Genomic DNA, 7,566 nt, shown 5'->3' with positions numbered 1-7,566 from the left:
AACGCGGGCCTCGTCGAGGCCCTGTGGGAGCTGGTCTGGGCCGGGCTCGTCACGAACGACACCCTGGCGCCGCCGGTCGAGCCGACGAGGGTGCGCAGCGGCGCCAGGGTGTCGTTCGTGACGAGCCCGGCCCAGACCAGCTCCCACAGGGCCTCGACGAGGCCCGCGTCGTCGGTGGAGCCGACCGCGTCGGAGAGCTGGCGGAAGAAGTAGCCGCCGCCCGAGCCGAGCACGCCGACGATCTCCTGCTGGAGCTCGGTCAGGGTCACGGACTCGGCGGCGGGGACGGGGAGGGTCAGCCCTGCCGTGTCGGCGAGGTGGAGGCTCACCCAGCCGTCGTTGCCGGGCAGGGTGCCCGCGCCGGCCCAGAGGACCTCGCCGGTCGCGGTGAGCTCGTCGAGCATCGCGGGGGAGTAGTCGCGCACCCGGGCGGGCAGGATCAGCGACTCCCAGGCGGACGCGGGGATGGGCGCGCCGGCCAGCTGGTCGATCACGGAGGCCACGCCGTCGATGCCGCGGAGCGAGCCGCCGACGTGCTGCCAGGCGGGGAGGAAGCGGGCGTACGCGGCCGCGTCCACCGGCTCCACCTCCTTGCGGAGCGCGGCGAGAGAGCGGCTGCGCAGGCGGCGCAGCACCTCGGCATCGCACCACTCGGTCCCGGTGCCGGTGGGGCGGAACTCGCCCTCCGAGACGCGGCGCTCGCCCGCGAGGCGGCGCAGGGTGTCGGTGACGACCGCGACGCCGAGGCCCAGGCGGGTGGCGACGGCGGCGGCGGTGAAGGGGCCGTGGGTGCGCGCGTAGCGGGCGACGAGGTCGCCGAGCGGATCGCGGACGGGGTCGATGAAGGCGACGGGGACGCCGATCGGCAGGGGCACGCCGAGAGCGTCGCGGAGCCGGGAGGCGTCCTCCATCGCGGCGTACCGCTGCTCGCCGCCGAGCCCGACGGGCAGGACACGCTTCGCTTTCACGAGCGCGGCGACGTCGGCCTCGAGCACCGCACGCTCGATCGCGGGCGCCTTCGCGACGTCCGCCGAGGCGACCGACTCGTCGACCAGGCGCGCCCCGAGCTCATCGAGCGTCAGCGGGCCGAGCAGCCGGAGCAGGTCGGCGGCGCCCTCGAGCCCGCGGAGGCGGCGCTCGGGCTCGACGCGCTGCAGCTCGCGCTCGATCTGCGCGAGGACGGCCGGGTCGAGCAGCTCGCGCAGCTCCGCCCGGCCGAGCAGCTCGCCGAGGAGCGTCGCGTCGACCGAGAGCGCCGCCGCGCGGCGCTCGGCGAGCGGGCTGTCGCCCTCGTACATGAAGGCAGCGACGTAGCCGAAGAGCATGGACCGCGCGAACGGACTGGCGGTCGGCGTCTCGACCTCGAGGATCCGCAGCTCGCGCCCGTCCAGCCGTGCGGCGAGCCGGAGCAGCGCGGGCAGGTCGTAGACGTCCTGGAGGCACTCGCGGACGGTCTCGAGGATGATCGGGAAGGTCGGGTAGGTGCGGGCGACGTCGAGGAGCTGCGCCGCCCGCTGCCGCTGCTGCCAGAGCGGGGAGCGCTTGCCCGGGTTGTACCTCGGGAGCAGGAGCGCCCGCGCCGCGCACTCCCGGAACCGGGCGGCGAAGAGGGCGGAGCCGCCGACCTCGCTCGTGACCAGCTGCTCCAGCTCCTCGCGCTCGAACAGGAACAGCTCGGAGCCCGGCGGCTCAGACTCGGTGTCGGGGATCCGCACGACGATGCCGTCGTCCCCGGCCATCGCCGCTCCGTCGACGCCGTGCCGCTCGCGGACGCGAGCGCCGATGGCGAGCGCCCACGGCGAGTGCACCTGCATCCCGTACGGGGAGTGCAGCACCAGCCGCCAGTCGCCCAGCTCATCGCGGAAGCGCTCGAGCACGAGGGTGCGGTCGTCCGGGATCTGCCCGGTGGCCAGGCGCTGCTCGTCCAGGAAGGAGAGGAGGTTGCTGGTCGCGTACTCGTCGAGCCCGGCCGCCGTGCAGCGCTCGCGGGCCGTCTCGGGGGCGGCGGCGCCCACCTCGCGGGTGAACGCCCCGATCGCCTCGCCGAGCTCGGCGGGGCGCCCCTGCGAGTCGCCCTTCCAGAACGGGAGGCGCCCGGGCTCGCCGAACGCCGGCGTCACGATCACGCGGTCGTAGGTGATCTCCTGGATGCGCCAGCTGGTGGCTCCGAGCGCGAAGACGTCGCCGACGCGGGACTCGTAGACCATCTCCTCGTCGAGCTCTCCGACGCGGTTGCCGGTCGAGCCCGGCTCGCCGACCATGAACACGCCGAAGAGCCCGCGGTCGGGGATGGTGCCGCCGCTGGTGACGGCGAGGCGCTGGGCGCCGGGCCGGCCGGTGAGCGTGTTCGCGTCGCGGTCCCAGACGAGGCGCGGCCGCAGCTCCGCGAACTGGTCGGAGGGGTAGCGGCCCGAGAGGAGGTCGAGGGTCGCCTCGTAGGCGGAGCGGGGCAGGGACACGAAGGGGGCGCTGCGGCGGACGGTGTCGAACCAGTCATCCACGTCGAGGCTCTCGAGAGCGGTCGCGGCGACGGTCTGTTGCGCGAGGATGTCGAGCGGGTTCGCGGGTACGGCGATCGCCTCGATCAGGCCCGAGCGCATCCGCTCCGTCGTCACGGCGGAGTGGAGAAGGTCGGCCCGGTGCTTGGGGTAGAAGGACCCGCGCGAGACCTCGCCGACCTGGTGGCCGGCTCGACCCACGCGCTGCAGGGCGCTCGCGACCGAGGGCGGCGTCTCGACCTGGACGACGAGGTCGACCGCGCCCATGTCGATCCCCAGCTCGAGGCTCGAGGTCGCGACCACGCAGCGCAGGCGGCCGGACTTCAGGTCGTCCTCGATGATCGCGCGCTGCTCCTTGCTCACCGAGCCGTGGTGGGCGCGGGCGAGCAGCGGCTCCTCGTCGGGCGCGGACTGCCCGCTGCCGCTCGTGCCCCCGGCCGCTCCCATCGCCTCGGCCGGGGAGCGGCGGACGGAGGAGGAGGCCGCCTCGGCGAGCAGGGCCCCGACGGCGACGGGCTCGCCCGCCTCGCGCGCCCGCTCCGCGGCGAGCTCGCGGCGCTCGGCGTAGATCTCGTTGAGCCGGGCGGTCAGCCGCTCGGCGAGACGGCGGGAGTTCGCGAAGACGATGGAGGAGGTGTGCGCGAGGACCCGGTCGACGATCGACTCCTCGACGTGCGGCCAGATCGACCCGCTCTGCGGACCGGTGGCCCCCATCGTCGATCCGTCCTGCGGAGCCGCCGTCCCCAGCTCGGACATGTCCTCGACCGGGACGACGACGCTGAGGTCCCACTGCTTCTCGGACGCCGGAGCCACGATCGCGACCGGGGAGCGGCCGGCGAGGAACCGGGCCACCTCCTCGCGCGGGCGCACCGTCGCCGAGAGGCCGATGCGCTGCACCGGCTTCGGGAGCAGGGCGTCGAGCCGCTCGAGGGAGACGGCGAGGTGCGCCCCGCGCTTGGTCGACGCGACCGCGTGGACCTCGTCGACGATGACCGTCTCGACGCCGCGGAGCGACTCGCGCGCCGCCGAGGTGAGCATGAGGTAGAGCGACTCGGGGGTCGTGATCAGGATGTCCGGCGGCGTCTTCTGCAGCACGCGCCGCTCGGCGGCGGGCGTGTCTCCCGACCGCACCCCGACGGTGACCGTGGCCGGCGCGCTGCCGATGCCCTCGGCGCTCAGCCGCAGCGCCGTCTGGGTGACGCCGACGAGCGGCGAGCGGAGGTTGCGCTCGACGTCGACGCCGAGAGCCTTCAGCGGCGAGACGTAGAGCACGCGCGTGCGGTGCTGCGGATCCTCCGGCGGCGGGCCCTGCACGAGCCGGTCGATCGCCCAGAGGAAGGCCGAGAGCGTCTTGCCGGAGCCGGTGGGAGCGACCACGAGGGCATGCGCTCCACTCGAGATGGCCGACCAGGCGCCCTCCTGGGCGGCGGTCGGCGCCGGGAACGCGCCCTCGAACCACGCGCGCGTGGCGGGGGAGAAGCGCTCGAGGACGTCCGGCATGCACCCATCCTCCCTGCCACCTCCGACATTGCCGGGGCCGCGGCCCGGGGGCGAGCCCTTGACGCGGGGGAGTCCGCCCGTCAGGCGAAGCCGAGACGCACGAACGTGCCGATGTCGGCGAGCTCGGCCTGCCCGACTCCGTGGGCGACGCCCTCGTAGACCCGGGCGTCGAGCGCCGTGTGCTCCGGGAACCAGGCCGCTGCGTCCCGCACGAGCTCCTCCGGGATCACCGTGTCGAGCGTCCCGCGGCCCCAGAACACCGGCGGACGCTCGCGGGCGAGCCGCTCGTCCGCGTCGTCGCCCTCGGCGAGCGGGACCACGAACCCGGACAGGGCGACCGCGAAGGCGAAGCGGCCAGGCGCGCGCCGCAGCAGCTGCACCGCCAGCGCGGCGCCCTGGGAGAAGCCCAGCAGCCCCACCGGGCCCGGGTGCTCCAGACCGTCGAGCCACTCGATCACACCGGCCGCCGCCGCCTCGACGGCCTCGGGATCGGCCCGCGGCTCGTCCGGCACCAGCGGGACACGGAGGGGCCACCACGCGTTCGCCCCGCCGCCCAGGGCGAGAGGCGCCCGGAGGGACGCGAGGACCGGCTCCAGCGGCAGGTAGGCGCCGAGCGAGAACAGGTCCCCCTCGTGCGAGCCGTAGCCGTGCAGCAGCACCAGGAGGGGCCTGCCGACGCGGTCGCGCTCGGAGGAGGACCACAGGACCGCGTTCGCGTCGATTCCCATCGCACCATCATCCCCCTGAGTGCGGGATCGCCGCCGCCGGTCGGAACACCAGCCGCGAAGGGTGAGAATGGCTGCATGAGCGTGCGCACCCCTGACCCGAACTCCGGGTGGCTGTCCGACGACGAACTCGCCGAGATCCGCCGGCGGCTCCCGCTGCTGTACGTGGAGGCCGTGCCCGTCCGGGTCGACGGGCTCGGGCAGGTCACCGAGGTCGGCGTGCTCCTGCGTGCGACCTCCTCCGGCCAGATCACCCGCACGATCGTGTCGGGCCGCGTGATGTACGGCGAGACGCTGCGCGACGCGCTGTTCCGCCACCTCGAGAAGGATCTCGGCCCGATGGCCTTCCCCCTCCTCCCGGCGAGCCCGCTCCCCTTCCACGTCGCCGAGTACTTCCCGATGCCCGGCATGGGACCGTTCACCGACGACCGCCAGCACGCGGTCTCCCTCGCCTACGTCGTCCCCGTCACCGGCACCTGCGACCCCCGCCAGGACGCCCTCGAGCTCACCTGGATGACCCCCGACGAGGCCTGCTCCGACGCGATCTCCGCCGAGATGGAGGGCGGGCGGGGCGCGCTGATCCGCGCCGCGCTCGCTTCCGTCGGCCGCCTGTCCTAGCGGCGCGGATCGGCCGCGGTGCTTCCTGCGCCGATAGCGGCGCGCCGCGGTCGGCTCGCAGGGACAGCAGGCCGGCTGGAGCATCGTGCGTCCGCCTGGACCGATCCGCCGGCACGCGACTCGGCCGTTCGGCTCGTGGATCCGGCATCCACGGGACCTCTGTGACCGGGCGAGGAGAGGCGGCGCCCCTGCCCGAGGACGGCGCAGCAGGGGATCGCCTGATCAGGACGCGGTGAGGACTTCCGGAGCTCCCTGCGCGGGACTCCGCTCGAAGAGGTGAAGCGTGAACGACGAAGGGCCGGGGCCCGCGACCAGTAGTCGCGGGCCCCGGCCCTTCGTGATGTCGGCGTCCTGATCAGGACGAGCGCTGAGGTGCGATCACCGAACGCTCAGCCCCCGGACCAGCCGCTCCCCGCGAGGCGAACGGTCGATCCGCGTGTGAGCGGATCGGCCCAGCCGGTCGCGACACGCTCTGCGCGTCGCGACCGTGCTTGAAGCCGACCGCGGTGCGCCGCTCAGCGGCTGCCCACGAGGCGAACGGTCGATCCGCGTGTGAGCGGATCGGACCTAGCCGGTCGCGACACGCTCTGCGCGCCGCGACCGTCCTTGAAGTCGACCGCGGTGCGCCGCTACGCGGCGCACAAGACGGTTCAGCCCTGCGCGCGCCGGCCGCCGCGGCGGGCGCCGCCGCCGGCGGACTCGCGGGCGGGAGCGGCCGAGGCTGCTCCGCCGGTCGCGGTGCTGTAGAACGAGCGCGATCCGCCCGAGGTGGAGGGGGCGCCGGCGGCCGAGCGGCTGCGGCCGCCGCGGGCGCCGCCGCGGGCGGGTCCCTCGGCGGCGGTGCGGTCGCGGCGGGGGCGGTCGCCTCCGCCGGTCGCGGCACCCGTCGAGCGTCCACCGCGGGGTGCGGCGGTGCCCTCGGTGCGGGCCGCGCGCTTGCGCTGCGCGTTGGCGCCCTGCGAGCGTCCGCCCTGCGACTGGCCGCGGACGGGCTCGACGACGGCGCTGGGGGTGACGTACGGAGCGACGTCGCCGACGAGCTTCGCGACGGCGGCCGAGTCGGCCGTCACCTGCTGGGGCGCGACCTGGATCGCGGCCTTGCGGAGGAGGGTCTTCACGTCGCTGCGCTGCGTGGGCAGGACGACGGTGACGACGTCTCCCTCGCTGCCGGCGCGGGCGGTGCGGCCCGAGCGGTGCAGGTACGCCTTGTGCTCCATCGGCGGGTCGACGTGGATGACGAGCTCGACGTCGTCGACGTGCACACCGCGGGCGGCGACGTCGGTGGCGACGAGGACCTTGACGGTGCCGGCGCCGAACGCGGCGAGGTTCCGGTCGCGGGCGACCTGCGAGAGGTTGCCGTGCAGGTCGACCGCGGGGATGCCCTGGCCGGTGAGCTGCTTGGCGAGCTTCTTCGCGTGGTGCTTGGTGCGCGTGAAGAGGATGCGGCGGCCGGTGCCGGACGCGAGCGTCTTCACGAGCGCGTTCTTGGCGTCGAGGCCGTCGACCTCGAACACGTGGTGGGTCATCAGCGCGACGGGCGAGTTGGCCTCGTCGACCGAGTGGAGCACCTCGTTCTGGAGGTACTTCTTGACCAGCTTGTCCACGCCGTTGTCGAGCGTCGCGGAGAACAGCAGGCGCTGCCCGCCGCGGGGGGTCTTGTCGAGGATGCGCGTGACGACCGGCAGGAAGCCGAGGTCGGCCATGTGGTCGGCCTCGTCGAGCACGGTGATCTCGACGGCGTCGAGGTTCACGAAGCCCTGCTTCATCAGGTCCTCGAGGCGGCCCGGGCAGGCCACGACGATGTCGACGCCCTGCTTGAGCGCGGCGACCTGGCGCTGCTGCGAGACGCCTCCGAAGATCGTGGTGGTGACGATGCCGTAGGCGTCGGCAAGGGGCTGCATCGCGGCGGTGATCTGCGTGGCGAGCTCGCGGGTCGGCGCGAGGACGAGTCCGAGCGGGCGGCCGGGGCGGCGGCGTCCGCCGGCGAGCGAGCCGCCGAGGCGGGCGATCATCGGGATGGAGAAGGCGAGGGTCTTGCCGGAGCCGGTCTTGCCGCGGCCGAGGACGTCGCGTCCGCCGAGGGTGTCGGGCAGCGTGTCGACCTGGATCGGGAAGGGCTCGGTGATGCCGCTCGCGGTGAGCGCGGCCACGAGGGGGGCCGGCACGCCGAGGGCGCTGAAGGAGAGGGGGGTGTTCGACATGGAGTGGTGCCTTTCGGGGGCATC

The 7,566-nt window shown here is 74.5% G+C and carries 4 protein-coding genes; 1 reads left to right on the top strand and 3 read right to left on the bottom strand.

Annotated elements, in window-relative coordinates:
- Nucleotides 1-3,998, bottom strand: a 3,998-nt coding sequence (locus tag C5C39_RS01720) for an ATP-dependent helicase (RefSeq protein ID WP_104352479.1), incomplete at its 3' end; no start/stop codon positions are given.
- Between the two features lie 80 nt (nt 3,999-4,078).
- Complete coding sequence (locus C5C39_RS01715) at nt 4,079-4,726, bottom strand: alpha/beta hydrolase (RefSeq protein ID WP_104260904.1); 648 nt, start codon at nt 4,724-4,726, stop codon at nt 4,079-4,081.
- 75 nt (nt 4,727-4,801) lie between these two features.
- On the opposite strand from C5C39_RS01715, the gene C5C39_RS01710 reads away from it, so the two are divergent.
- Nucleotides 4,802-5,341, top strand: a complete 540-nt coding sequence (locus C5C39_RS01710; protein ID WP_104313760.1) for an NUDIX hydrolase family protein — start codon at nt 4,802-4,804, stop codon at nt 5,339-5,341.
- Nucleotides 5,342-5,991: 650 nt separating this feature from the next.
- On the opposite strand, the gene C5C39_RS01705 is transcribed toward C5C39_RS01710, so the two are convergent.
- Nucleotides 5,992-7,542 (bottom strand): DEAD/DEAH box helicase, encoded by a 1,551-nt coding sequence (locus C5C39_RS01705; protein ID WP_104352478.1) that lies wholly within the window; start codon nt 7,540-7,542, stop codon nt 5,992-5,994.
- Between the last annotated feature and the right edge of the window lie 24 nt (nt 7,543-7,566).

The sequence above is a fragment of the Rathayibacter sp. AY1F3 genome, assembly GCF_002931975.1.
Classification (GTDB): Bacteria; Actinomycetota; Actinomycetes; order Actinomycetales; family Microbacteriaceae; genus Rathayibacter.
Note: the sequence above shows the minus strand (reverse complement) of the source record. Positions and strands in the feature narration are given on the sequence as shown.